Below are 24351 nucleotides of genomic sequence, written 5' to 3' on the forward strand. Positions count from 1 at the left end.
CTTGTGGGCAGTAGTAGACGTCCAGGCATCCGCAGTCAATGAACTCGGGCAGCCGAGCGGGGAGGCTGTTCACGACCGTGAGCATGCGTCGGAGACGCCACGCCGCGCAACTGCTTTGATCTCTCGTTCCGTCCGCCTGTGGTGAGGCCGGGTCCGATGTTCGCCTGATGCGACGTTCGGGTTCAGGGCAGGTTCGTCACCTTGATGGTCAGGTTGGGGGGCATTGTGCCGCCGAGGATTTCGAGGGTCGCCGGGCCGTCGGGGGGGATGGTGATGGTGCCCCAGGCGGTGCCGACGACGAAGGGGTAGCGGCCGGGGCGGCGGGTGACCTGGAGGTGGGCCGTCGTGGCGTCGTAGTGGAAGCCGGTGTACGCGTCGAGCAGGGACCAGCCGGCCATGGCGCGCACGTAGTGGTCGCCGCACTCGATCTCGTTGAACGGGTTGCGGCGGGTGCCGTCGTAGCGCTCCCGGATCGCCCTGACGATCCGCAGCGCCTCGTCGGTGAGCCCTTCGTACAGGCAGTGGGCGGCGACCTGGTACTCCACGCCGGTCCACACCTCGTCGCTGTAGCGCAAAGGCACGACCGGACGGCCTCCGTGCGGCCAGCTGCACACCACGAGCCCGGTCTCGTCGCCGTCGGCGAAGACGCGGTAGCCGTGCTCGGTGAATCCGGTGCGCAGGTTGTACCGGACGATCGCGGCGAGCGCGGCGCGGACGCGGTCCGGGGGCAGGATGTGGCCGAGGCCGAGCTGGTGCGCCCACCACTGGCCGAGGAGCTGGTCGGACAGGCATCCGAGGCCGAAGTCGTAGGCCTGGCCCGTCACCGGCTGGGAGTAGTACTCGCCGTTCCACAACAGCTTGTCGTAGTTGTCGCGCGCCACCGCGAACCGATCCTCGTACGCGGAGGCGGCGGCCGGTTCGACCAGCTCGGCCATCGTGCGCATCGCCCGCAGCGCGGCCAGCCACAGCCCGCCGACGAACATGTTCGGGCCGTGCAGGCTGATGTCGTAGGTGACGGGCTGGTCGCCGCGCAGGACTCCGTCGCCGACGTGGTCCCAGGTCGTCGTGACGTGGTCCATGAGGCGGCGCAGGGCGGGCCAGTGTTCGCGCAGCCAGGTGTCGCCGGCGCCGTCGAGCACCGAGCGGTAGGTCTTGAGGACGGCGCCGAGCATGCCGTCGAGCGCCGGGCGTTCCGGCCCGCCGATGGCCACATCGTGGAGTTGCGGCAGGTACAGCGGCAGGACCACCCGGTGCGGCAGCGACCCGTCCGGCGCCTGGACGGAGAACTCGGTCTCGCGCATGCTGAGCCCGAGGTCCGGGAAGAGCCGGGCGAGGGCCTGCTCGTAGTTGAAGACGTGGTTGCAGTTGAGCGGGCAGGATCCGCCGACGTCGCCGTTCCAGTTCCGGGTGGAGGCGCCGAGCGTGCCCTCGAAACCGTAGGCGCGCCCGTCGGCGGTGCGGAACAGGGTGGGCGAGCGCACGAGGGTGCCCTGGGCGGAGACCACTTCGCGCAGTTCGTCCGGCAGGTCGCTGCCGGCGACGGCGTCGGCCCACGCCCGCGAGGCGGTGTCGAGGGTGTCCCGGTCGGCGAGGTAGGCGTCGAGGACGTCCAGCGCGCCGCCGAACCGGCCGGCGTAGTGGTTGCCGACCCAGAACCGGCTGCCGCCGTACGCGTTCGGCGGGCCGAACCGGTCGTAGTCGGCGTACCGGTTGGGGAACCACCAGGCGTGGACGAAATCGATCGTGGTGGTCTCCCCCGGCTTCAGCGCGAAGGCGACCGCGACGGCGGCGTCCCAGGTGTGCCCGGCCGGGCTCGGGCCGGCGGGCGCGCGGAGCGGCGAGACCCCGTCCGCGACGGCGGTGCGCAGGGCCGCGTCGCTGTAGTCGCCGAGCTGGATCGGGGTCACCAGCTTCGCGGTCTCGGCGAACCGCAGCATCGCCTCGGCGCCGAGTGCGCGGGGCAGCGCCGCGGCCGGGCCGTCGGTCCACAGCAGCAGCTCGCCGTACGCCGGGTCCTTCTCGTCGAGGCCCGGGTGGTCCATGAGGACGCCGGTCTGGCCGGGGCGGCGGACCAGGCGGTTGACGTTGCCGCCGTAGCCCGCGCCGCGGGTGCCGTCGATGGGGGTGACGCCGTCCCAGCCGACCGCGTTCTGCAGTGTGCCGAGCAGCCAGCCGTGCCGGAACTCGGCGCTGGTGTTGGTCACGGTGAAGCGGTAGCGCACCAGGGGGAGCGCGCTGGCGTCGGAGTCGAGGGGGACGAACGGGGTGAACGCCGAGAGCGACGCGGCGACCGGGAGCTGGTCGTCCAGGTAGGACACCTCGGCGAAGGGGTAGGCGGCGTGGAACTCCGTGCCGGCCACGGTGGGCCAGGGCGGCAGCCGGTCGGCGTCGGGCACCTCGGCGTCGGAGACGTTGGGCGCCGGGTGCTCGTGCGGCGGCAGGGGTGCGGACCGCAGCAGCCGGACCACGTCGCCGGGTGGCTCGGTGGAGGAGACCCGGAGCGCGAAGAAGCTGTCGGGCAGGAATCCGAGATGGTTGGCCACCCCGGACAGTTGCCACTGGCGCAGCGCGCCGTCGCCGCCGAGGGCCACGTGCCCGGTGCCGAAGCCTCCGAGCGGAAACGCGACCGCGCGCCGGGCATCTCCGGTGTACCGCCTCACCGCCGTCTTCCCTTCGGGAAACGATCGCCAGACGGGATCCTCGGCCCTCGCGGGGCCTGGCGCACGGCTGGAAATCTTGATCATGAAATCGATTTCACACAAGCTAGACGAGGTCACGAGGAGGTGTCAAGAGCGAGGGGGTCCGCAGCCCGCGGGGGTCGCTAGGGTGTGTCCATGGCCACGATCTACGAGGTGGCGGCGCTGGCAGGGGTCTCGCCCGCGACCGTCTCGCGCGTCTTCAACGGGCTCGCGGTCTCGGAGGAGAAGCAGCGGCTCGTCCGCGACGCCGCCGCCAGGCTGGCCTTCACGCCGAACAAGACCGCCCGCCGGCTGCGCAAGCAGAGCTCGGAGATCATCGCGCTGCTGATCCCCGATATCGAGAACCCGTTCTACACGGCGCTCGCCCGCGGGGTCGAGGACCGCGCCCAGGAGTCGGGCTTCTCGGTCGTGCTGTGCAACACCGACGACGATCCCGGCAAGGAGCTGCGCTACCTGCAGATCGCCGCGTCCGAGCAGATGGCGGGCGTCATCCTGTCGCCGGCCTCGGACGAGGTCGACCTCGGCGTGATCGTCTCCCTGGGACGCCCGGTCGTGGCGGTCGACCGCACGACGCCGTACCCGGTCGACGCCGTCAAGATCGACAACCGGGCCGCGGGTATCGCGGCGACGAAAGCCCTGGTCGACGCCGGGTACCGCAGGGTCGCCTGCATCGCCGGCCCGGCCGGGATCGAGGCGACCGAGGACCGCGTCCACGGCTGGCGGCAGGTCGCCGGGGCGCGCGTGGGCGAGGGCTACCTGCAGCACGCGAACTTCCGGGTGGACGGCGGGCACGCCGCGATGACGGCCCTGCTCGCGCTCGACACCCCGCCGGACGCCGTCGTGACCACCAACAACCTGATGGCCGTCGGGGCGTTACAGGCGCTTGTGGAGGCCGGGATTTCGCCGGAGACGTTCGGCGTGGCCGCCGTCGGCGAGTTGCCGTTCATGGCGCTGGCCCCGGCGAGCGTGGTCCAGGTGCGGCTCCCGGCACGGCATCTCGGCACGACCGCCGCGACGATGCTGCTCGAACGCATCGCCGGTGACGCGCAGCCGCTGCGCACCGTGGTCCTGCGCGCGGAGGTCATGCCCCTGACGTCGCCACGCAAGGAGTCGGCGCTGTAATCGATACCAGCGCAACATTGTCCTGATCAGCGGCGGGAGATGAACCACGTGTTTCAGGTCTTGACGAAATCGATTTCTTAGACTTCACTGTGGCGCACCCCAAAGCTCCCATTGAGAGGGATGCAGGCCTATGGACATCCCCTACCGCAAGGTCGCGCTGGCCTGCGCGACGACCGCGATGGCGGCGACCGCCCTTGCGGGTTGCTCAAGCGGTTCGGACTCGTCGGCGTCGCCCGGCGGCAAGTCACTCGAAATCGTCTACTGGAACTACGGCCCCGCCGCCGAGAGCGGCAACAAGGCCACCGCTGACGCCTTCATGAAGGCGCACTCCGATGTGAAGGTCACCCTCACCCCCGTGACCGGGGAGAACTGGGGCACCTACTACGCGAACGTCGCGACGCTCATCGCCTCCGGCAAGCACCCCGACCTCATGGTCATCTCCGGCGAGGGCGCCCAGTTCGTCCACTCCAACACCCTCGTCCAGCCGATCAACAAGTACCTCGACAAGGACTCCGAGGCCAAGACGCTCACCGGCGACATCGCCAAGGGCCTCATCGACGGCTTCACCGTCAAGGGCGACGTCGTCACCCTCGCGTACGGCTGGAACGACATGGTCGTGTACTACAACACCGACCTCTTCAAGAAGGCCGGCATCGAACCGCCGAAGCCCGACTGGACCTGGGACGACTTCAAGGCCACCGCCAAGAGGCTCACCGCGGACACCAACGGCGACGGCAAGCCCGACCGGTACGGCTTCACCTGGGCCAGCAACGAGATCTTCCCCGGCATCATGCCGTGGGTCGCCAACGCCGGTGGCAACCTCACCAGCGACGACGTCTGCCAGGCCACGGCGGACACGCCCCAGGTCACCAAGGCCGTCACCTTCCTCAACGACATGATCACCCAGGAGATCGCCCCGGCGCCCATGCCGATGAGCGACGTCTTCACCAGGTTCCAGAACGGGCAGATCGCCATGTTCGGCGCGGGCCGGTGGCCGATCGCCACCTTCCTCCCCGCGGGTTTCAAGTCGTTCGACATCCAGCTCTACCCCAAGGGCGACACCTACAAGACGGTGTTCGGCGGCGCGGGCTATCCGATCCTGAAGTCGTCGAAGAACCCGGATCTCGCCTGGGAGTACCAGAAGTTCACCGTGAGCAACGAGATCGAGAAGCAGTACGTCGGCACCCCCGACAAGCCCGGCGACTCCATCCCGTCGCGCCGCTCGGTGGCCCAGACGATCTCGCAGGTCGGCGTTCCCCCCGCCAACTCGGACCTGTACTACAACAGCATCGACAACTACCCGACCCTCGTGCCGTACCCCGCGCCGGCGAAGTACAGCACCTTCGAGTCGACCGTCCTGCGCCACCTGCAGCAGATCTTCGCAGGTGAGGCGTCCGTCTCGGATGGTCTCAAGAGCATGCAGAGTGAGCTGAGCAGCATCGTCACCTGCTGAGTCCGACACGATCTCGCAAGGCAACCCATGACAACCAGTAGCACACTCCGGCCCGGGGTCGGCGACCGCTCGGTCACCGACCCCGGGCCCCCGGCCCCGCGCCCGCGGGGTGACGGGGCGGCCGCGCTCGCGTTCCTCACACCGTCGATCATCACGTTCCTCGTCTTCATCCTCGCGCCGACGGTGGGCGTGCTGGTGCTGAGCTTCTACAACTGGAACCTGCTGAGCGACGGCACGTTCGTCGGCCTCGACAACTTCGACCGGCTCATCCACGACGGGCGCCTGCTCGGGGTCTACGGCTCCACGACGTACATGGCGCTCGCGATCCTCGCCGTCAACGTCGTCCTCGGGCTCCTGCTCGCGGTGCTGCTCGAGACGCGGATGCCCCGCTGGCTTCGCGGGTTCTTCCGGCTCTCCTACCTGTTCCCGTTCGTCGTGTCGGCCTCCGCCGTGGCCCTGATCTGGCGCTTCCTGCTCAACAAGGACCTCGGCCTGGTCAACTACCTGCTCGGTCTGCTCCACATCGACCGCGTCGACTGGCTCGGGTCCTCGGCCTTCGCGCCGGTGTCCGTCATCATCGTCAACTCCTGGAAGACGATCGGGTTCTCGATCCTCGTCTACATCGCCGGCCTGCAGTCGATCCCGGACCAGCTGCGAGAGGCGGCCATCGTCGACGGCGCCGGCGCCTGGACGAGGTTCTGGCGGATCACCTTCCCGCTGCTCTCGCCCACCATCTTCTTCCTGGTCGTGATCAACACGATCAACTCGTTCCAGATCTTCGCCGAGCCGCGCGTGCTCACCCAGGGGGGCCCGGGCGACTCCAGCCGCACGATCGTCGAGTACCTCTACGACCGGGCGTTCGGGGACTTCGACCTGGGCTACGCCTCCGCGATCGGCATCACCTTCGCGCTCGTCCTGGTGGTGCTCACCGCCATCCAGTTCTGGTTCTCGCGCAGATGGACGCACTACTCATGAGCACCGCGACGACGAGCATGTCTCCCCGCCTCGGGCCCGCGTCCTGACCTTCCTGGTCCTCGGCGTCGCGGCCCTCGCCATCACCGCGCCGTTCCTGTGGATCTTCCGCGGCGCGCTGTCCGGCTCCGACGCCGAGCTGTACCGCCTGCCGCCGGCCTTCGACCCCGGGAACCTCACCGTCCGCAACTTCGGCCGCGTGTGGCCGGCTTCGCACCTTCGTCCGGATCATCCTGCCGCTGTCCGGGCCGTCGATCGCGACGCTCGGCATCCTCTGCTTCACCTACTGGTGGAACGACCTGCTGCTCCCCCTCGTCATGATCAGCGACACCGACCGGCAGACGCTTCCCGTCGGCCTCGTCCTGCTCGCCGGCCGCTTCTCCACCGGGTCGCTGGGCACCATCGCGGCCGGCATCACGATGGCGATCGTCCCGGTCCTGGCCGTCTTCCTCGCGGCGCAGCGGTACATCGTCCAGTCCATCGCGTCGAGCGGGTTGAAGCTCTGATGCGGGCCGGGTCGAGCGCTGAAGCTCTGATGCGGGCCGGGGCGCGCACCACCGCCGCGACGTTGCCGTGGCTGGTCAGGCGCGGTGCGCTGAGGTTCTGGGACGAGCTGCCGCGCTCCGTCGCCGCGGGCGCGCTGGGCCTCGCCACGGCGGCCCCGCTGGTGGTGGCCATGATCGCCGCGCTGCCGGACTGGATCCTGGCCGTGACCACCGTGCCTCCCGCGCTCGCGCTGACAGGCCTCGTCCGCTTCGCCGCCGCGGTCGCGCGCGGCGACGGCCCGCGCCTGGCGGTGCTGCGCGAGCTCGACCCGGCGCTCGCGGTGCTCCTCGCCGCGGGCGTCTCGCTGGCCGGGCTCGGGCTGACCTCCGGGGGCGGCGCGGCGCTGGCCGGGGCGGCGGGGGCGGCGGCGCTGCTGCTCGTCTTCCCGTACGCCCTCGCCTACGGCGCGCTGCGCGGACGGCGCGGTCTGCGGGCGCTGCGCGGCGGGGCGATCCTCGTCGCGTTCCGGCCGAGCTGGGCCCTGACGCTCGTCGCCATGGGCTGCCTGGGCGGTTTCGCGGCCGCCGCCTCCGCCGGGGTCCTCGCGGCGGTGGTCCTGCCGCTGCTGCTCGCGATCACCGCGTCGCAGACGATCGGCCTGCTCGACGAGATCGACGCACTCCAGGGCCGCGCATGACCGGCGACGCCGCCGGCCTCCTCGCGCGGGTCGATCCCTGGACGTCGTACCTCGGCGGGCGCCCGGCGGACGCCCTGGCCGCCCCGGCGCGGGCGACGGATCTGCGCGACCTGCCGCCGACCTACCTCGACACCGGCGAGCTCGACCTGTTCCGCGACGAGGACGCCGAGTACGCGCGACGGCTGGCCACCGCGGGTGTCGCGGTCCGGTTCGAGGTCGTGCCGGGAGCCGTGCACGCCTTCGAGCTCATCGCGCCCGGCGCCGCGGTGAGCCGCGCGACCCGTGAGCGCAGGCGTCGTGCGCTGGCCCATGACCTTTGCGGGACCGGATGGCCGGCTCGAAGGTGACGATCTACCAGGTGGCCGCCCGCGCCGGGGTCTCGGCGGCCACCGTCAGCCGGGTGCTGAACGGAGCGCGGGTCTCGGCGGAGTCCGAGCGTCTCGTATGCGCCGCCGCCGCGGAGCTGGACTTCACGCCCAACCGGACCGCCCGGCGGCTGCGCGGCCGGTACTCCGCGGTCATCGCGCTGATCATCCCGGACGTCGAGAACCCGTTCTTCACCGCGCTCGCCCGCGGCGTGGAGAACCGCGGCCGGGCCGCGGGCTTCTCGGTCGTGCTGTGCAACACCGACGACGACCCCGCCCGCGAGGCGACGTACATCGACATCGCGCTCGCCGAGCACATGGCGGGTGTCATCCTCGCGCCGGCCGACGGCGCCAGCGACGTCAGCCGGCTCGTCGCGCGCGAATGCCCCGTCGTCGCCGTCGACCGGAGCCTGAACCGGCTCGACATCGATACGGTCACCGTCGACAACCGGGCGGGAGGGCTGTGGGCCGCGGAGTCGCTCTTCGCCGACGGCTTCTCGCGGGTGGCCTGCATCACCGGCCCCAGCTCGGTCGAGACGGCCCAACTGCGCATGGAGGGATGGCGGCAGGCGGGCGAACGCCACGGCGCGGGCGGCGACGGGCTGCTGCGGTACGCCGACTACCGCGTCGACGGCGGCCGGGCGGCGATGACGGACCTGCTCGCGCTCCGCGAGCCGCCGGACGCCGCGGTCGTCGCCAACAACCTCATGGCGGCCGGAGCGCTCGACGCGCTGCACGACGCGGGGCTCACGCCGCACGGGTTCGGCTTGGCCGTGTTCGGCGACCTGCCGTTCGCGTCCTTCGCGCGCCAGGGCGTCCGCGTCGTCGACCTCCCTGCCCGGGAACTCGGTGAGGCCGCCGCGAGCCTGCTGCTCGACCGCATCACCGGCGACGACGGCCCGGCGCGGACGGTGGTCCTGCGTACGGATCCGACATTGAAGGAGAAGCAGTGACCCGAAAGGCTTTCCTGGGCGTCGACATCGGCACGTCGAGCAGCAAGGGCGTGCTGGTCGACGAGGCCGGACGGCTGCTGGCGTCGGCCGTACGCGAGCACGAGGTCAGCCGCCCGCGTCCCGGTCATGTCGAGATGGACGGCGAGGTGTGGTGGGCCGAGTTCCGCGAGCTCGCCGCCGAGCTGACCGAGCTGACTGAGCTGACCGCGGGCGCCAACGCCGAGATCGCGGCGGTGGGCGTGAGCGGGATGGGACCGTGCGCGCTGCTGACGGACGAGGACGGCCGTCCGCTGCGGCCGGCGATCCTCTACGGCGTCGACACCCGGGCCGCCGCGCAGATCGAGGACCTCACCGCCGAGCTGGGCGGGCCCGAGGCGATCCTGGAGCGGTGCGGGTCGGTTTTGTCCTCGCAGGCCGTCGGACCGAAGCTCAGGTGGGTCGCCGAGCACGAGCCGGAGACGTGGAGCCGCGCCCGCCGCCTGTTCATGCCCGCCTCCTGGCTCGTCCACCGCCTCACCGGCGCGTACACCCTGGACTACCACTCGGCGAGCCAGTGCACGCCGATGTTCGACGTCGTGACCGGTGACTGGTACCGCCCGTGGGCGGAGCGCGTCGCGCCGGGGCTGGAGCTGCCGCCGCTCGCCTGGTCCGACGAGGTCGCCGGCACGACCCGGGAACCGGTCGCGGGCATCCCCGCGGGCACCCCCGTCGTCACCGGCACGATCGACGCCTGGACCGAGGCCGTGAGCGTCGACGCGCAGAACCCGGGCGATCTGATGCTGATGTACGGCACGACCATGTTCCTGATCGCCACCGTCGAACGACCGCTCAGGTCGCCGTCGATGTGGGGCACGGTCGGCGCGTTCCGCGGCTCGCACAACCTCGCGGGCGGCATGGCGACCTCGGGCGCCCTCACGACCTGGCTGCGCGACCTCGCCGGCGCGCCCGACTACGCCACCCTGCTGGCCGAGGCCGAGGCGTCCGGGCCGGGCGCGCACGGCCTGCTCGTCCTGCCGTACTTCGCGGGGGAGCGCACGCCCGTGCAGGATCCGGACGCCCGCGGCGTGATCGCCGGCCTGACGCTCAGCCACACCCGAGGCGATCTCTATCGCGCCGCGCTGGAGGCGACGGCCCTCGGCGTCCGGCACAACATCGAGGCGCTGCACGCCGCCGGCGCGCACGTCGAACGCGTCGTCGCCGTCGGCGGGGGCACGCGCGGCGAGCTGTGGACGCGAATCGTCAGCGACGTCACCGGCCTGCCCCAGGTCGTCCCGACCACGACGATCGGCGCCGCGTACGGGGCCGCCTACCTCGCGGCGCGCACGATCGTCGCGGCCGACATCACGGACTGGAACCCGCCCGCGCGGACCATCACCCCGGACGCCGCGCTGCGGTCCGGCTACGACGAGCTGTACGCGGCGTACCGGCAGCTCTACCCGGCCACCCGCGGCATCGCCCACACACTCGCGGCCCGGCAACGGAAGCTCGCGTGACCTGCAGCAACGGAGGACACACCTTGAACAGCTACGCCGTCCCCGCCGCGCCCAGCCGACCCGCGGCGGAGCCGAACACGGCCTACCTCATCGCGAGCGGCGACCTGCGGCCGAAGGCGAACGTCGCCGGATGGCCTACCCAGGAGAAGATGGAGGCCGACGTCACCGCCGCCTTCGCCGAGCTGGGCTGGACCGTCCGGCGCGCGCATCCGTTCGACCCGGCCACCGGCCACGGATTCATCTCCGGCCAGCGCATGGGGCTGGAGGTGTTCAAGGGCATCCCGGCCGACGCGCCGCTCATCGTCGCCGAGGCCGTCTGGCAGTACAGCCACCACGTGCTCGCCGGGCTGCGCACGCACCAGGGGCCGATCCTCACCGTCGCCAACTTCGCGGGCGACTGGCCGGGACTGGTCGGCCTGCTCGGAGTCAACGCCGGGATGGCGAAGATGGGCGTCGAGTACTCGACCATCTGGAGCGTCGACTTCACCGACGACTGGTTCAAGGCGGGCATCAAGAGCTGGGTGGAGACCGGGACGATCGCGCACGACCAGTCGCACGTGCGCGACCTGCCGGAACTGCCGGAAAGCCCCGAACGCGACCTCGGCCGCGCGCTCGCCCGCCAACTGCTCGACGACAAGGCGATCATCGGCGTCTTCGACGAGGGCTGCATGGGCATGTACAACGCCATCATCGACGACGAGCTGCTCAACCCCATCGGCATCTACAAGGAGCGGCTCTCGCAGAGCGCGCTGTGGGCCGAGATGCAGACGGTGTCCGACCAGGAGGCGGACGCGGTGGGCCGCTGGCTCCTCGACAAGGGCATGACGTTCCGCCTCGGCACGGACGAGGCGACCGAACTCACCGAGGCGCAGCTGCGCTGGCAGTACAAGATGTACGTCGCGGCGCTGCGCATCAGCGACGACTTCGGTCTGGACGCGGTCGGAATCCAGTACCAGCAGGGGCTGAAGGACCTCTCGCCGGCGTCCGACCTCGCGGAGGGCATCCTCAACAACGTCGACCGCCCGCCGGTGACCTCGCGCGACGGCGCGCGGGTGCTGTGGGACGGTCAGGCGCTGCCGCACTTCAACGAGGCCGACGAGGGGGTCGCGGTCGACGCGCTCGTGACCAACCGCCTGTGGACGGCCATGGGCCTCGACCCGGCGACCACCCTCCACGACGTGCGCTGGGGCGAAGAGTACGACGGGCGGTTCGTCTGGGTCTTCGAGATCTCCGGGTCGGTGCCGCCGTCGCACTTCGCCGACGGGTACGCGGGCGCCGTCGGCCGGCGGCAGGACCCCGTCTACTTCCCGCTCGGCGGGTCGACCATCAAGGGCGTCTGCAAGCCGGGCGAGATCGTCTGGAGCCGGGTGTTCGTGCAGGGGGGAGCGCTGCACGTCGACCTCGGCCGGGCCTCGGCGGTCTCGCTGCCGGACGAGGAGACCGAACGCCGTTCCCAGGCGACCACGCCCGCGTGGCCGATCATGCACGCCGTCCTGCACGGCGTGAGCCGCGACCAGTTCATGGCCCGGCACAAGGCGAACCACCTCAACGTCGCCTACGCCCCGGACGCCGAGACGGCCGACCAGGCGCTCGTCGCCAAGGCCGCGCTGTTCGCCGAGCTGGGCCTGCACGTGCACCTGTGCGGGGAGACCTCCGTGGCCTGACTCTTGGAGAGCGCTCTCCTATCTTGCCGGCCGGAGAGCGCTCGGGCGGATCCCGTCGGGGAGTGGCCGTGGCCAGGGGTGGGTGTCAAGACCCAATCTTGATAACGCTTCAATAACAGCTCGGCGAGAATGTGGTTTCGGAATGGCGCCGGGGGTTTTCAATTTCCGTCTTAAATGAGTGGTGGACACGCTCCCACAGGGATGCTGTTCGCGTGCGCGGAAAGCGAAAGTAGGTGGGGTGCGCACCACTGGTTTCACGTGCTGTCAACGGCGCCGGGCCATATTTCGGCCTCCGCCGGTGGCCGATAGCGGGATTCCGAAACTCCGTGATCCGGGCCCGCGCGTACGCCTCGCCGTGCTCACGTACACTCCTCCGACCTGGAGGCCCTGGGCGCACGCGAAACGTCCCGGCGATCTGACAGATTGTTACCTTAGTGTAGTAAGAAAGTCGGAAAAGGTGCTTAATGTCCGGGAAACGGCCTTAATGTCAGACAAGCTTGTCGTGATAAATCCGGTGACATTACGTGCTTTGTCGATTTCAACCATTGCAAAGCAGACAAGATCGATTCACGATTCTCCACGTGGGCTGTAAAGATCTCATCAGCCCACGCCATCTCCCGGCGGTTGATCCCCGCCCGGCGTGAAGGAGAATGTGTGTCACGCACACCCCGGCACTGGCGAACGATTCTGACCGGAGCGGTCGCCACCCTCGCGCTCATGTTGCCTCACAGCGCGGCCCAAGCCGCGCCCGCGCCCGAGCCCGACAAGATCGACAAAGCCGTCATGGCGGACCTGTCCGCGGACGACAAGGCGACCTTCTGGGTACGCCTTAAGAGCAACGCCGACCTCAGCGCCGCCCACAGGGCCACGACCAAGACCCAGAAGGCGCAGCAGGTCTACAAGGCCAAGACCGAGATCGCCACCTCGTCCCAGGCGAACCTGCGCAAGCTGCTCACCTCCGCGGGCGTGGACTTCACCCCGTTCTGGATCTCCAACGCCGTCCAGGTGACCGGCGACGCCAAGCTGGCCGGGGAGATCGCGAACCTCGCCGAGGTGAAGAGCATCGAGCCGACCCACGTCACCAAACTGCCCGACCTGATCCCCGGCAGGCCGGTGGCCCAGGTCAACGCCGTCGAGTGGAACATCGAGCGCGTCAAGGCGCCCCAGGTGTGGAGCGAACTCGGCACCCGCGGCGAGGGCATCGTCGTGGCCAACATCGACAGCGGCGTGGACTACACCCACCCCGCGCTGGCCGCCCAGTACCGGGGCAAGAAGGCCGACGGCACCGTCGACCACAACTACAACTGGTTCGACCCCGCGGGTGTCTGCTCCAGCCCGGCGCCGTGTGACAACAACGACCACGGTACGCACACCATGGGCACGATGGTGGGCTCCGATGGCGGCGCCAACGAGATCGGCGTCGCCCCCGGAGCCAAGTGGATCGCCGCCAAGGGCTGCGAGAGCAACTCCTGCTCCGACGCATCGCTGCTCGCCGCGGGCCAGTGGGTCATCGCGCCGACCGACTTGAGCGGGCGGAACCCCCGCCCGGACCTGGCGCCGGACATCGTCAACAACTCCTGGGGCGGCTCCGGCTTCGACCCCTGGTACAAGGAGACCGTCGAGGCGTGGATAGCGGCGGGCATCTTCCCCGCCTTCGCCAACGGCAACGTCACCGGCGCGGGCTGCAACTCCAGCGGCTCGCCGGGACAGTACATCATCAGCTACAGCGCGGGCGCGTTCGACAGCAACAACACGATCGCGACCTTCTCCACCCGCGGCTTCGGCGAGAACGGCGAGATCAAGCCCAACATCGCGGCGCCCGGCGTGAACGTCCGCTCGTCCATCCCCGGCGGGTACGACTTCTTCTCCGGCACCTCGATGGCCTCCCCGCACATCGCGGCCACCGTCGCGCTGATGTGGTCGGCCTCCCCTGGCCTGCGCGGTGACATCAACACCACGCGCGAGCTGCTCGACGGCACCGCGATCGACGTCAACGACACCCGCTGCGGCGGCACCGCTGCCGACAACAACGTCTGGGGCGAGGGCCGCCTCGACGCGTACGCCGCCGTCCGGGCCGCCCCCGTCGGTTCGCTCGGCGGGCTCGCGGGCACCGTCACCTCCGGCGGCACGCCCGTCGCCGCGGCGACGCTCAGCGTGACCGGCCCGATCAACCGCACGGTCACCACCGCCGCGGACGGGACGTACACGCTGCCGCGCCTGCTCACCGGCGACTACCAGGTCACGGTCACCAAGTACGGCTACCAGACGGCCACCGCGACCGTCACCATCGTCGCCGACCAGACGGTCACGCAGGACGTGACGCTGACGGTGCTGCCCTCCGGGACGGTGTCGGGAACGGTCACCGCCGCCGGCGCGCCCGAGGTGGGGGCCACGGTCACCGCCGTGGGCACCCCGGTGACCGCGACCACCGACGCCGCCGGTCGGTACTCGCTCACGTTGCCGGAGGGCACCTACGACCTGAAGGTCACCCCGCTCTCCCGCTGCGCCGACGGCCTCACCGTGAACGTCGCGGTGAGCGGCACGGTCACCAAGAACGTCGACCTGCCGCGCCGCATGGACACCTTCGGCTACACCTGCGCCGACGCCACCGCGCCCTTCGTCGCGGGCACCGACAAGCAGGCGATCACGGGTGACGACGTCGCCCAGCCGATCGCGCTGCCGTTCACCTTCCCGTTCTACGGCACCGGCTACACCGGCGGCTTCGTCAGCAGCAACGGGTTCCTGAGCTTCACCGCGAGCAGCACCGCGGCCAGCAACGGCTCCCTGCCCTCCTCCGCCGCGCCCAACGGGGCCGTGTACCCGTACTGGGACGACCTGGTGCTGGACGACCAGTCCGGCGTCTACACCGCCACCACCGGCACCGCCCCGAGGCGCACGTTCGTCGTCGAGTGGCGCAACGCGCGCTTCTACTCCGACGCGAGCCTGCGCATCACGTTCTCGGCGCTGCTCGGCGAGGACGGCTCGATCTCGTACCGCTACAAGGGCATCACCAGCGAGCGCCACGCCGGCACCAGCGCCACGGTCGGCGTCGAGAACCCCGCCGGCACCGACGCCCTGCAGTACTCGTACAACGTCGCCGCGCTGCGGGAAGGCCAGGGCCTGACGTTCACCGCCAGCCGCCACGGCCTGCTGTCCGGCACCGTGAGCGACGCCAACGACGGCAGGCCGCTCGCGGGCGCGACGGTGAAGGTCGGCGACCTGGCCACCTTCACGACCGGGGACAGCGGCACGTGGCTCGGCCAGATCCCGGTGGGCGACTACCAGGTGACGGTGTCCAAGGAGAACTACGGCACCTTCACCCAGAGCGTCACCGTCACCGCCGGAACGGTGACCCCGGTCGACACCGCCCTGGCCACCGGCCGCGTGACGGCCTCGGCCGCCGATGTGACGCTGGTCATGCCCGCCAACGCCACCCGGAGCGGGACCGTCCAGCTCACCAACCTGGGCGGCGCCACGGCGTACACCGTCGTGACCGACCCGGCGCAGAGCTGGCTCACCGTCACCCCGGCGGCGGGCGACCTCGCCACGGGCGCGTCGGTGACGCTGAAGGCGACCGCCTCCAGCACCGGCGTCCAGCCGGGCACCGTCCGCACCGGCAAGCTGCTGGTGCGCTCGGCCAGCGGCCGCAACCCGCAGATCGAGATCGCCGTGAACGTCGTGGTGCCCAAGCACCAGGTCGCCATCGACACCGGCGCCACCAAGGATCTCGTGGACGCGGTGGGCGACCGGTGGACCGCCGACCGGAAGTACACCACCGGCGGCTCCGGCTACGTGGCGTCCATCAACAAGACCGCCACCACGACCAAGACGATCAAGGGCACCACCGAGCAGGAGCTGTTCAAGAAGGCCCGCGAAGGGATGCTCGAGTACCGGTTCGACGGGGTGCCCAACGGCACCTACACCGTCGAGCTGGGCTTCGCGGACATCAAGGACACCCGTCCGGGCAAGCGCGTCTTCGACGTCATCGTCGAGGGCCAGCTCGCGATCCCGGCGCTCGACCTCGCCCTGGAGGTGGGCACGTACACCGCCACCACCCGGTCGTACACCGTGAAGGTCACCGACGGTCAGCTCAACGTGCGGTTCGCCGAGCGGGCCGGTGACACGATCGTCAACGCCATCCGCATCTCCGAGCGTCCGGACAAGGCCACCCCGTAACGGCCTGACGGACCACCACCGGCCCGTCCCGCCCGGCACGGCGCGGGACGGGCCGGGCCGGTGGCCTTTCCGGCACGGCCACCGCTGCGATTTCGCGGCGGGATCACCCCGTTCTGGGCCGGGTCAAGGTGGGGTTTGGGCGGTATGAATGGATAAATGGTGAAATAGCGGACCGGAGGCGGAGCAGTCAATGGATGAATCGCGGGTGGACGCCTACCTCGCGCGGATCGGCGTCCCGCGGCCGGCGGCTCCCGGCGTCGAGGCGCTGCGGGAGATCCACCGCGCCCATCTCATGTCGGTGCCGTTCGAGAACCTGAGCATCCACATGGGACAGCCCATCGTCCTGGAGGAGGACCTGCTGGTCGCGAAGATCGTCGACCAGCGGCGGGGCGGCTTCTGCTACGAGCTCAACGGCGCCCTCGCCGCGCTGCTCACCGCCCTCGGCTACCGTGTGACGCGCCTGGCCGCGCGGGTCTTCGGCGGCGACCGGCGGCCCGGGCTCCCGTTCGACCACATGGCCCTGCGGGTCGACCTGGACGAGCCCTGGCTGGTCGACGTCGGGTTCGGCGCCTTCACCCACTACCCCGTGCGCCTGGCGGACCGCGAGGAGCAGCACGACCCCGGCGGCGTCTTCCAGGTCACCCCGGGCGGCGAGTACGGCGATCTCGACGTCCACCACAACGGCAGCGTCGAGTACCGCCTGGACGCCCGGCCGTACGAGCTGAGGGACTACCTGCCGACCTGCTGGTGGCACCAGACCTCGCCGAACTCCCATTTCACACGCTCGCTGACGTGCTCGCGGCTGACCGAGACCGGGCGGGTGACGCTCAGCGGCGCCAAGCTCATCCACACGGTCGGCGGCGAACGCGAGGAGGTGACGATGGAGAGCGACGCCGAGATCCTGGAGGCCTACCGCACCAACTTCGGCATCGTGCTCGACCGGGTGCCGGTCGTCGCGAACCCGCCGGTGCCCACGGGCTGATCACTCGGCCGGCGGCGGCACCCGGGCCCCGGCCTGGGCGAGCAGGGCGGCGAGTTGCCGGGCGTTGGTCTGGGCGTAGTCCCGGTAGCAGTTGTTCATGAGCACGTGCGTGACGGACGTCCCCTCGGCGAGCTCGCGCAGCTTCGGCGTCCACGTCTTCAGCTCCTCTTCGCTGTAGAGATAACCGAAGCGCTCGTGGATGTCGTGGCTGGTCCACTTGTCGCTGTGCCCGTGGAACCGGACGACCTCCAGGTCCGCCGTGGCGGCGACGACCGGCGGGATCGAGTCCGGGTAGCCCTGGGGCATGTCCACGTTCACGTACGGGATGGCGTACGAGCGCAGGAAGTCCAGCGTCTCGTCCCTGTTCTCCTCCGACATCCACGTGTGGTTGCGGAACTCGACCGAGATCCTCAGCGGCTCGGCGCGGCGCTTGCACTCCAGGATGTAGTGCTTGTTGGCCTTGCCGATCGGGAACCAGCGCGGGAACTGGAACAGCACGGCCCCGAACTTCCTCGCCTCCCACAGCGGCAGCAGCGCGGACAGGAAGCGTTCCCACACCTGGTCGGCGACCTCGGGCTTCACGTCCCGTATGTACAGGTTCTTCTTGTCGGGGACCTCGCCCCGCAGGTCCCCGGGCAGCGCCCCCGGGCGGGTCGGGTGGCAGGTGAGCAGCGAGAACGCCTTGACGTCGAACGTGAACCCGGGCGGGGTGCGCTCCGCCCACAGGCGTGCCGTCTCCTCCCCCGGCGTCGCGTAGTACGTCGAGTCGACCTCCACGAGCGGGAAGCGGCGCGCGTAGTACCGCAGCCGCTCCTCCGCCGTCGTGACCTCGGGCGGATACCAGCCGGACGCGAGCAGCGTCCTGTCCGTCCAGGACGCCGTGCCGAGAAGGATCTCCCCCATGCGGTCAGCGCGCCCCGTGCCCCGCCCGGCGGCCGAGGATGTGGTAGGTCTCGCCGCGGCCTATGTACCGGACCCGGTCGGACAGGCCGAGCCGGTCGACGTGGCGGCGGAAGTCGTCGAGGCCCGAGCTGAACGCCTCGTAGTCGTCGTAGTGCACGGGCAGGTTGTGGCGCGCGCCGATCAGCCGCACCCAGCGCGCGCCCTGGTCGCCGTCCATGGTCACCAGCAGCGCCCCGAGGATCTTCGTGCCCCCGAGGTGGACGATCGCGACGTCGATGTCCGGGAACCGGTGGGGGATCGCGTTCAGGCGGTCGTCCAGAATCGTGTCCCCGCTGATGTGCATGCGCAGGTCCAGGTCGCCGTCCAGGTCGCCGTGGCCGAACTCCAGCATGCTGCCCATCACGGGCGGCAGCAGGCGCTCGGCCGCGCCCGGCGCGTGACGGGCGGGCAGCGACGTGATCCTCAGCGTGGCGTCGCCCCGGCGCAGAAGGTGTTCCCTCCAGGTCTCCAGGGCGACGACGTTCATGAACCCCTTGCGCGCGAGCCGCGCCGCGGCGTGCGGGGTGGTGATCACGGGCACGCTCTTGTCCAGCCCCCGGGTGGCGTAGCGGTCCCAGTGGTCGCCGTGCATGTGGGACAGCACGATGGCGTCGAGCTCGGGCACGTGGCCGACCTCGATCGCCGGGTTCGTACGGCGCCGCGTGGTGATGCCCCAGCCGAGGTAGGCACGCTGTCCTCGATGCAGGAAGCTCGGGTCCGTCAAGATGGTGAAGCCCTGGCAGCGGATCAAGGTCGTGGCGTTTCCGATGAAGAAGACGCTCGCCTCGGCAGGATCGGCCATGGGAATCCCTCCCGTCTCCTGATATTTCAGGTTAAGCACACGGGGGGACGCCGGTCCGGCTCGGGGGGCGGTATGAGCCCGGCTCAGAGGCCGTCAAGTGCCGAGGAACACCGTCTCCTCCTCCCCCTGCAGCCGGACGTCGAACCCGTAGACGCCGGCGGACCGCTCGCGGGCGATCAGCGTGGCCCTGCGCCCGGGGTCGAGCGTGTCCAGGAGCGGGTCGGGGCCGTCCTGCAGGTAGATCCGCGTCAGCATCGGCCGCAGCAGGCCGCGGGCGAAGACAAGCAGCAGCATGTACGGCACACTCGGCCGGATCGTACGGAAACGGTACGAGCCATCCGGCGTGGTGGCGCACCGCCCGAAGCCCGCGGTCCCCGTCCCCGTCCGCAGCAAGATCCGCCGGGTCCCCATCGTCCCCATCCACAGCTCCAACAGCGCGTCGGGCACCGGCTCCCCCGCGCCGTCCAGCACCCGTCCCCGGATCTCGATCGCCCCCGGGTGGCCCTCGGGCACCAGCTCCCAGTCCCCGTCGTACGGGAGGGCGTGGGAGAAGAACGGGCCGAAGGTCTTCGAAGGGGTCGGCGCCATGGGCGCGTCCAGCGAGCCTTCCTGATACATCAGGCCTCCATGGGGGTACGGCCAAGCACGATGTCGAACTGGTGGCCGAGCGCCCATTCCGGGCCGAGATACGGGGGATGGACGCTCGTGGGTTCCTTAGATGTCGCGCAAAGGGCGGATTACGTTGACATCCGGCCTTCAGCCCCTTCGGTGCGTTGTTCGCCGGACCCGTACGGCAGGCCGGCGTAGTTCTCCGCCGGCGTCCTCGCCGTCGCCTCCGACGACGTCACGTACTCGAGGTGGGACAGCTGCAGCCGTCGGCGTCGAAGGTGTGCAGGAGCATCGTCATCCACCAGGAGAAGTGCTGCGCCCGCCACACCCGCCGCAGGCACGTCCGCGAGCAGCCGTCCAGCAGCTCGGAGGAGCCGGTGAGGACGCGTCCCCGTGACCGGGCCGGTTCACCCCGTGGCGAACAGCTCGCGCAGGTAGCGGAGCTGGATCATCCGCTGCCGCCCGGCGCCGCCCTCGTGGCCGTTCCACGACCACACCTCGATGTCCTTGGGGCCCGCCCAGTGGTTGTACGCGGCGAAGACCGTCGACGGTGGGCACACGAAGTCCATCAGCGCCACCGAGTACAGCGCCGGGACGCGGCCGCGCGCGGCGAAGTTCAGCCCGTCGAAGTACGACAGCGTGCGGAACACCTCCTTCTCCGCCTCCGGCTGCGTGGCCAGGAACCGGACGAGCTCCTGGTACGGGTCCTCGTCGGTGATCTCCACCGCGCGGCGGAAGTGCGTCAGGAACGGCACGTCGATCAGCGCGGCCGCGACCTTCGGCTGGAGCGCCGCGGTCGCCTGGGCGATGCCGCCGCCCTGGCTGGCCCCCGCGACGGCGATCCGCGCGGCGTCCACCGCCGGATGTCCGGCGGCGACGTCCACGGCCCGCACCGCGTCGGTGAACACGCGCCGGTAGTAGTAGTGCTCCGGGCCGCGGATGCCCCGGGTCATCACGCCCGGCGTCTCGGGGAAGTCGCCGCCGTACGGGTCGCCGGTCGCGCCCGGGTGGTAGGCGTTCTTGGCGCCCTGGCCGCGCGTGTCCACCACCAGGGCGGCGAAACCGGCCGCCGGCCAGCTGAGATGATCGATGGGCAGGCCCCGGCCGTTGCCGTAGCCGATGTACTGCACCACGCACGGCACGCCGTCCGCGCCCGCGGGGAGCAGCATCCAGGCCCTGATCGGATGACCGCCCCACCCTGCGAACGTCGCGTCGTAGACTTGGACCTCGCTCAGCGCGGTGTCGTAGGGCGCGAATTCCGGCGCCAGGTCGTGCGCGGACGCCTCTTCCAGCGTCTGCTTCCAGAAGGCGTCGAAGTCGGCCGGCTCGTCACGCTCTGGAAGGTAGTCGCGGAGGCGTTCCAGGGGCAGGTCGAACAGGGCCATTGCCGCTCCTAGCTGTCGGGGGCCGGTGTCGGCCACGCCGCCGTGCCGCCTTCGCCGGTGGCGGGCGGTGAGGCGCACCACGTCCGCATCGTAACCTTGGCGGTTTCCCGGCGGAATCGCCGGACGCGACGGTGGTACCTGACAGTGGACGTCAGCTTTGCGAGCCACGATAGGGGGACATATCCCGATCTGAGGAGAGACGGTCATGCCACGTGCCGAGGGCACCTTCGATATCGAGAGCTGGGAGCCCCAGACCTACGACGAGCGTGAAGGCGCCACACTGAGCAAGGTCCACATCACCAAGGCCTTCCACGGCGACCTGGAAGGCGCCGGCACCACCGACATCATCACCGCCGTCGGCCAGGTGGAGACCTCGGCCGCCTACGCCGGGTTCGAGCGGTTCACCGGCACCGTCCACGGGCGCGAGGGCACCTTCGTCCTGCACCACAACGCCACCAGCGAGGGTGACGACCGGTCGCTGAGCTGGACGATCCTCCCCGACTCGGGCACCGGCGACCTCCAGGGCATCACCGGCACGGGGCACATCGTCAACGACGACGGCGCGCACTCCTACACCCTCGACTACGAGCTGAGCTGACCTGGGCCGCAGGCTCGATCACCGGCCGACCTCGACCATGGCTGAGCCGGCCGGCTCACGAAGCGGGCGGCCCGGCCGGCGACAGGGACAGATAGATGCCCGCCAGCTCGCGCGCCGTGGCCTCCAGCCGCGCGCGTAGCTCTATCGGCGTCAGCACCTCGACCTGCGCGCCGAGCTTCATGAACTCGGTCTCGGCGTGCTCCAGCGACTCGATCGGCACGACGGCCGTCACCCAGCCCGCCTCGTCCGGGTCCGTGGCGCTCTGGTCCACCGCGTCCATCACCGCGCTGCTCATCACTTCCCGCAGGCGCCGCCGGCCCGCGGGAGAGAGCCGTATCGTCGCCGTGCCCTGGTAGAGGCGGGAGCGGAACTCGGTGAGGAACGACCGCCAGTACGCGGCCAGGTCGAACCCGCACGGACGGTCGAAGGTCTCGTCCAGCACCTCCAGGCCGAGCACGTGGTGCACGCGGTACGTGCGGACGTTCTCGCCGCCGCGCGCGACCAGATACCACTTTCCGCCCTTGAGCACGATGGCGTACGGGTCCAGGACGCGGGTCACCTCCGCCGGCTCCTTCCAGCGGCGGTAGCGCACCTGGATACGGCGCTGGTTCCACACGGCGTCGGCGATCGGCGCCAGGTGCGGCGAACGGTCGCCGTCGTAGTACCAGCCGTGGGCGTCCAGCAGGAACCGCTCCTGGATGCGCGTCGCCCGGTCGCGCAGCTCCGGAGGGAGCGCCGCCTGGAGCTTGAGCTGCGCCGCGGCGACCACGGCCCCGAGCCCGAGCTCGGCGGCCGGTCCCGGCATCCCGGCCATGAACAGCGCCTCGGCCTCCTCGCTGGTGAGGCCGGTCAGGCGGGTGCGGTAGCCGTCCAGTAGCTGGTAGCCCCCGGCCGGGCCCGCGTCGCCGTAGAGGGGGACGCCCGCGGCGTGCAGCGACTCGACGTCGCGGTAGATCGTCCGGACGGACACTTCCAGCAGCTCGGCGAGCTGGCGAGCGGTCAGCCGGCCGCGGGCCTGCAGCAGGAGGAGGATGGAAAGCAGGCGACTCGCGCGCATTCCACTGACAATACGTGTCAGTGTGCCCCTCGTACCGTCCAATCGTGGCTTTCAACGAGAAGTTTCTTCGCGTTCCCGGAGTGATCGGACTCGCAAGCGCTACCACGTCAGCTTCTCGGCCCTGAAGCTGAAGGACCGGGCTTCCGCGCTGTAAGTGTTCGGTGAACACCGCCGACGCCGAGATCGAGCCGGAGATCCAGCACGCGGCGTACGCCTTCCTGCCCAGCCTGCTGCCCGACCCCGACGAGACCCCGCCGGCCGCGTTCACCGTACTGCACCGGGGGAGGGACACCGCCTGCTACCTGAACGCCTACACCTGGGTGTGGGACAACGTCATCGAGTGCCGCACGGCCGTCGCCGACGCGCCCTTCCTCGGCAGCGAGGACACCGACCCGGCGCGTTTCTCGGAGATCGGCAAGCCCTGGATCGGCTGCGTATGGGAACTGCCCCCGCTGCAGCACGAGCGCGCCGCTTGGGTACGGCACATGCTCGCCCCGGACGAGCCGCGCCTTCCCGCCTACCTGGCCGACGCGTTCCTCGAGAGCCCCGTCGGCGGTTGACGTATGTGACAAGTGCTGATTGTCCGCTATCAGGCGAAACTTGCGCTGTGAGATGTCCCAGGGTGGTACTTCTTGGAAGAAACGCCTGCTCAGAGCTATGGCGGACTCTTACCTCCGGGCCCGAACCGCGTGACCGATGCCGGGAAGCCAGGTCCGTATCGCAAGAATGTGGACAACCGCTTTCCGGGCGACCCGGGGTGGAAGCCGATACCTTGCTAGGCTGCAAGCATCTGATAAGAACCCGGCGTCGTCTCGTCCTCGGCTGACGAGACCGTTGAGAAGTGGGGTCACACCGTGAAGAAGCTGCTCATTCTCGCGCTCGTTGCCCTCGGGGGGCTGCTCGTCTGGCGCAAGGTGCAGGCCGACCGCGCCGAGCTCGACCTGTGGACCGAGGCGACCGGCAGCGAGAACTGACCGTCTCATAACCGCCGGTGCGGGTGCGTCAATGATTCTGGGTCAAGGCGGAGGTGACGGCATGACGAGCGCCTCACCCATCAAGCTTGCCTGTCTCGATCTGGCCGGCACCACCATCGGCGACATCGCGATGGTGGACCGGGCGTTCGCCGAGGCGATCGCCACACAGGGCATAGTCCCCGGGACCGGGGCGTATGCGCGGGCCATGGTGCACGTGCACCGGTCCCGGGGATGCCCGAAGATCGAAGTCTTCCGCGGGATCTTCCCCGGCAACGAAGCCCAGGCCCAGGCCGCCAACCTGACCTTCGAGCGCTCGTACGAGGACACCATCGAGCGTGCCGGCCTCTACCCCGCGCCTGGCACCGTCGAGGCCCTGGAGAAGCTCCGCGCCGCCGGCGTGAAGATCTGCCTGATCACCGGCTTCAGCCGGCACACGGTCGGCCGCGTCCTCGGCGCCGTCGGCTGGATGGACAAGATCGACCTGACCCTGTGCCCCGAAGACGTCGGCCGTGGCCGCCCCTGGCCCGACATGGTCCTCACCGCCATGCTCCGCCTGCGCATCGACGACGTCCGCGAGGTCGCGGTCGCGGGTGACTCCGAGAGCCACATGCTCTGCGGCAGCCGCGCCGGCGCCTCCATCGTGGCGGGCGTCCTCACCGGCGCCCACAGCCGCGAACGCCTGATCCGCGGCGGCGCCAACCAGATCATCGACTCCATCGCCGACTTCCCCACCTTGATCCTCGACAGCCACCAAGCCCAGTCCCCAGTCGCCACATCCTCCCGGTAAGCTGTCCGCAGACAAGGGGCCTTAGCTCAGCTGGCAGAGCGCCTGCTTTGCAAGCAGGAAGTCAGGGGTTCGACTCCCCTAGGCTCCACCGCAAGAAAACCCAGGTCAGGGCACATTTCCCGACCTGGGTTTCTC

Annotated in this window: 20 protein-coding genes, 1 tRNA gene and 1 pseudogene; 16 read left to right on the forward strand and 6 right to left on the reverse strand. The window is 70.3% G+C overall.

What is annotated here, in order from left to right:
• Positions 1 to 182: 182 nt before the first annotated feature.
• On the reverse strand, positions 183 to 2660 hold the full coding sequence (locus AB0M95_RS01300) for a GH116 family glycosyl hydrolase (protein ID WP_363757962.1): 2478 nt from the start codon (positions 2658 to 2660) through the stop codon (positions 183 to 185).
• Between the two features lie 174 nt (positions 2661 to 2834).
• Here AB0M95_RS01300 and AB0M95_RS01305 point away from each other — a divergent pair, with 174 nt between their 5' ends.
• The 11 genes and pseudogenes from AB0M95_RS01305 (at position 2835) to AB0M95_RS01355 (ending at position 17062) form a co-directional block, all read left to right on the forward strand.
• Positions 2835 to 3821 carry a LacI family DNA-binding transcriptional regulator gene (locus AB0M95_RS01305; RefSeq protein WP_363757964.1) on the forward strand — a complete coding sequence of 329 codons (987 nt, stop codon included), beginning with the start codon at positions 2835 to 2837 and terminating at the stop codon, positions 3819 to 3821.
• Between the two features lie 130 nt (positions 3822 to 3951).
• Positions 3952 to 5274, forward strand: a complete 1323-nt coding sequence (locus AB0M95_RS01310) for a sugar ABC transporter substrate-binding protein (RefSeq protein ID WP_363757966.1) — start codon at positions 3952 to 3954, stop codon at positions 5272 to 5274.
• 27 nt (positions 5275 to 5301) lie between these two features.
• A complete protein-coding gene (locus AB0M95_RS01315) occupies positions 5302 to 6249 on the forward strand; it encodes a sugar ABC transporter permease (protein WP_363757968.1) in 948 nt (315 codons plus the stop codon).
• Positions 6250 to 6452: 203 nt separating this feature from the next.
• A pseudogene (locus AB0M95_RS01320) lies at positions 6453 to 6752 on the forward strand (ABC transporter permease subunit); the annotation flags it as partial.
• On the forward strand, positions 6752 to 7429 hold the full coding sequence (locus tag AB0M95_RS01325; protein WP_363757970.1) for a hypothetical protein: 678 nt from the start codon (positions 6752 to 6754) through the stop codon (positions 7427 to 7429). The pseudogene AB0M95_RS01320 and the gene AB0M95_RS01325, both read left to right, overlap by 1 nt.
• Entirely contained in the window at positions 7426 to 7776 is a 351-nt protein-coding gene (locus AB0M95_RS01330; protein WP_363757972.1) for an alpha/beta hydrolase fold domain-containing protein, read from the forward strand. The genes AB0M95_RS01325 and AB0M95_RS01330 overlap by 4 nt, the downstream gene beginning before the upstream one ends.
• Positions 7758 to 8747, forward strand: coding sequence for a LacI family DNA-binding transcriptional regulator (locus tag AB0M95_RS01335; RefSeq protein WP_363757974.1), 990 nt, complete (start codon positions 7758 to 7760; stop codon positions 8745 to 8747). The genes AB0M95_RS01330 and AB0M95_RS01335 overlap by 19 nt, the downstream gene beginning before the upstream one ends.
• The gene (locus AB0M95_RS01340) at positions 8744 to 10240 is read left to right on the forward strand and encodes an FGGY family carbohydrate kinase (protein WP_363757976.1); all 1497 of its coding nucleotides are present in this window, start codon (positions 8744 to 8746) and stop codon (positions 10238 to 10240) included. Before AB0M95_RS01335 ends, AB0M95_RS01340 begins: the two co-directional genes overlap by 4 nt.
• A 23-nt stretch (positions 10241 to 10263) precedes the next feature.
• Positions 10264 to 11904 (forward strand): hypothetical protein, encoded by a 1641-nt coding sequence (locus AB0M95_RS01345; RefSeq protein ID WP_363757978.1) that lies wholly within the window; start codon positions 10264 to 10266, stop codon positions 11902 to 11904.
• Positions 11905 to 12558: 654 nt separating this feature from the next.
• Positions 12559 to 16080 (forward strand): S8 family serine peptidase, encoded by a 3522-nt coding sequence (locus AB0M95_RS01350; protein WP_363757980.1) that lies wholly within the window; start codon positions 12559 to 12561, stop codon positions 16078 to 16080.
• A gap of 190 nt (positions 16081 to 16270) precedes the next feature.
• The gene (locus AB0M95_RS01355) at positions 16271 to 17062 is read left to right on the forward strand and encodes an arylamine N-acetyltransferase (protein ID WP_363757982.1); all 792 of its coding nucleotides are present in this window, start codon (positions 16271 to 16273) and stop codon (positions 17060 to 17062) included.
• Here AB0M95_RS01355 and AB0M95_RS01360 read toward each other — a convergent pair whose 3' ends face one another.
• The 4 genes from AB0M95_RS01360 to AB0M95_RS01375 form a co-directional block, all read right to left on the reverse strand.
• Positions 17063 to 17965 carry a DUF72 domain-containing protein gene (locus tag AB0M95_RS01360; protein WP_363757983.1) on the reverse strand — a complete coding sequence of 301 codons (903 nt, stop codon included), beginning with the start codon at positions 17963 to 17965 and terminating at the stop codon, positions 17063 to 17065.
• 4 nt (positions 17966 to 17969) lie between these two features.
• Positions 17970 to 18806: an MBL fold metallo-hydrolase gene (locus AB0M95_RS01365; protein WP_363757985.1), complete on the reverse strand. Its 837-nt coding sequence runs from the start codon at positions 18804 to 18806 to the stop codon at positions 17970 to 17972.
• A gap of 93 nt (positions 18807 to 18899) precedes the next feature.
• Positions 18900 to 19424 carry a protocatechuate 3,4-dioxygenase subunit alpha gene (locus tag AB0M95_RS01370; RefSeq protein ID WP_363757986.1) on the reverse strand — a complete coding sequence of 175 codons (525 nt, stop codon included), beginning with the start codon at positions 19422 to 19424 and terminating at the stop codon, positions 18900 to 18902.
• Between the two features lie 398 nt (positions 19425 to 19822).
• A complete protein-coding gene (locus AB0M95_RS01375) occupies positions 19823 to 20881 on the reverse strand; it encodes an acetylxylan esterase (protein WP_363757988.1) in 1059 nt (352 codons plus the stop codon).
• A 124-nt stretch (positions 20882 to 21005) separates the two neighbouring features.
• Here AB0M95_RS01375 and AB0M95_RS01380 point away from each other — a divergent pair, with 124 nt between their 5' ends.
• Positions 21006 to 21398, forward strand: coding sequence for a DUF3224 domain-containing protein (locus AB0M95_RS01380; RefSeq protein ID WP_363757990.1), 393 nt, complete (start codon positions 21006 to 21008; stop codon positions 21396 to 21398).
• A gap of 55 nt (positions 21399 to 21453) precedes the next feature.
• On the opposite strand, the gene AB0M95_RS01385 is transcribed toward AB0M95_RS01380, so the two are convergent.
• Complete coding sequence (locus AB0M95_RS01385) at positions 21454 to 22455, reverse strand: WYL domain-containing protein (protein ID WP_363757992.1); 1002 nt, start codon at positions 22453 to 22455, stop codon at positions 21454 to 21456.
• A 161-nt stretch (positions 22456 to 22616) separates the two neighbouring features.
• Here AB0M95_RS01385 and AB0M95_RS01390 point away from each other — a divergent pair, with 161 nt between their 5' ends.
• From AB0M95_RS01390 to AB0M95_RS01405, 4 genes are all read left to right on the forward strand, one after another.
• Entirely contained in the window at positions 22617 to 23015 is a 399-nt protein-coding gene (locus AB0M95_RS01390) for a hypothetical protein (RefSeq protein WP_363757994.1), read from the forward strand.
• A 294-nt stretch (positions 23016 to 23309) separates the two neighbouring features.
• Positions 23310 to 23429, forward strand: coding sequence for a DLW-39 family protein (locus tag AB0M95_RS01395; protein ID WP_358520364.1), 120 nt, complete (start codon positions 23310 to 23312; stop codon positions 23427 to 23429).
• A gap of 61 nt (positions 23430 to 23490) precedes the next feature.
• Positions 23491 to 24216 carry an HAD family hydrolase gene (locus AB0M95_RS01400; protein ID WP_363757996.1) on the forward strand — a complete coding sequence of 242 codons (726 nt, stop codon included), beginning with the start codon at positions 23491 to 23493 and terminating at the stop codon, positions 24214 to 24216.
• 15 nt (positions 24217 to 24231) lie between these two features.
• Positions 24232 to 24304: transfer RNA gene (locus tag AB0M95_RS01405), tRNA-Ala, on the forward strand.
• Positions 24305 to 24351: the final 47 nt, after the last annotated feature.

This window comes from Sphaerisporangium sp. NPDC051017 (assembly GCF_040683095.1).
Classification (GTDB): domain Bacteria; phylum Actinomycetota; class Actinomycetes; order Streptosporangiales; family Streptosporangiaceae; genus Sphaerisporangium.